Origin of the sequence: Micrococcus lylae (assembly GCF_900163825.1) — a bacterium.
Taxonomy (GTDB): Bacteria; Actinomycetota; Actinomycetes; order Actinomycetales; family Micrococcaceae; genus Micrococcus; species Micrococcus lylae.
Genome location: NZ_FUKP01000064.1, coordinates 1 through 1620 on the forward strand (window position 1 = coordinate 1; position 1620 = coordinate 1620).

A 1620-nucleotide genomic window follows, 5' to 3' on the forward strand; every position below is an offset into this window, starting at 1 on the left:
ACCACTTGCGCTCCCGCCGCAGGGCGTGGATCTGGGCGACCAGGACCGGATCGAGTCGGTCAGGTGAGCGCCGGGGCCGGCTGGACCGGTCCTGAAGTCCTGCCTCGCCTTGAGCCTTGTAGCGGGCGACCCAGGTGGCCACCGTGGGCCGGCTCACCCGGAACTCAGCGGCCACGTGGGCTTGCGGGATCCCGTCGTTCAGGTGACGGTGGACCATCCTGAGACGGCCGGTGGGGGTCAGGGGTGCGTTAGCGTGAGTCATGAGTGGGCCTTTTCGAGCAGGTCGGTGGTGTAGGAACTTCCATCCTGCGGGAGAGGCCCACTCGTCTCATCTCAGCCCGGCACCCATGTCAAGAACCTCATGACCCACAACACCTAGGGTGTGGGGCATGAGCGACCAGCACGACGCCACGCCCACGTCCCTGACCGCAGCCACCGACCCGTCCGTCTCAGCCCCGACCTCCCCGCGCCCGGAGTACCGCAAGGTCGGCGTGATCGGCGCCGGCGCCGTGGGCACCTCGGTCTGCTTCTCGGCCCTGATGAGCGGAGTCGCGGACGAGGTCGCCCTGTACGACATCGACGAGGCCAAGGTCCGTGCCGAGGTCCTGGACCTGGCCCACGGGACCGCATTCACCGCCGCCCACACCATGACCGGAGGCGCCGACCCGGCGGTGTTGTCCGGCTCCTCGGTGGTGGTCATCACTGCCGGGGCGAAGCAGAAGCCGGGGCAGACCCGCCTGGACCTGGCCGAGGCCAACGTGGCCATCCTGCGCTCACTGATCCCCACCGTGCAGGAGCACGCGCCGGACGCCCTGCTGGTGCTCGTGACGAACCCGGTGGACGTGCTCACCCTGGTGGCTCAGCGGATCTCCGGCCTGCCCGCCGGGCGGGTCATCGGCTCCGGCACCCTGCTGGACACCGCCCGACTGCGCTGGCTGCTGGCCTCCCGCGTTGGCGTACACCCGCGCTCGGTGCATGCCGCGGTGCTCGGCGAGCACGGGGACACGGAGTTCCCCGCCTGGTCCACGGCCTCCGTGGGACCGGTGCCGTTGCTGCGCTGGCCCTCGGCGGCGGCCCCGCAGTTCACCCGCCCGGACCTGGACGCGATCGCGGACTCGGTGACCAACGCCGCCTACGAGGTCATCCAGGGCAAGGGCGCCACCAACCATGCGATCGGCGTGGCCACGAACCGCCTGCTGGAGTCCGTGTTCAAGGACGAGCGTGCCGTCCTGCCGGTGTCCACCGTCCTGGACGGCGAGCACGGGCTCACCGACGTCGCCCTGTCCCTGCCCTCCGTCGTGGGACGGGCCGGCGTGCTCCAGGTGTTGGAGACGGACCTGGACGCCGGTGAGGTCCGCCAGCTGCAGGCCTCGGCCCGGGCACTGCAGGAGGCGGCGGGGTCGCTCGGGTTCTGAGCGCCCCGACGTCTCCCGTCGCCCTTCTCGTGACACCTCCACCGATCAGGACGAGCGAGTGCAGGCCGGCCGGGGTCGTGGCGTGCGCGCAGCGACGGGGCCTCTAGGGCGTGTTGCTAAAGTGGCTCTTCACAATCGAGGGTGTAGACGGGGGGGCTCGGGGAAGTGGCGCGTCGATAGCTGGATAGAGGTCGAGGCCTTCCGA

Annotated in this window: 2 protein-coding genes; one reads left to right on the forward strand and one right to left on the reverse strand. The window is 70.7% G+C overall.

The features are described 5' to 3' along the window. Nucleotides 1–262: helix-turn-helix domain-containing protein (locus FM125_RS09575; RefSeq protein ID WP_143745330.1), on the reverse strand; the 262-nt coding region annotated here is incomplete at its 3' end. A 127-nt stretch (nt 263–389) separates the two neighbouring features. Between FM125_RS09575 and FM125_RS09580 the strand changes: the two genes are divergently transcribed. After that, nucleotides 390–1415 (forward strand): L-lactate dehydrogenase, encoded by a 1026-nt coding sequence (locus FM125_RS09580; RefSeq protein WP_087134441.1) that lies wholly within the window; start codon nt 390–392, stop codon nt 1413–1415. The last annotated feature ends 205 nt before the right edge of the window (nt 1416–1620 follow it).

Excerpts from the sequence above, each read along its gene's own strand:
- FM125_RS09580 (WP_087134441.1), top strand. The coding sequence starts at position 390 with ATGAGCGACCAGCACGACGCCACGCCCACGTCCCTGACCGCAGCCACC.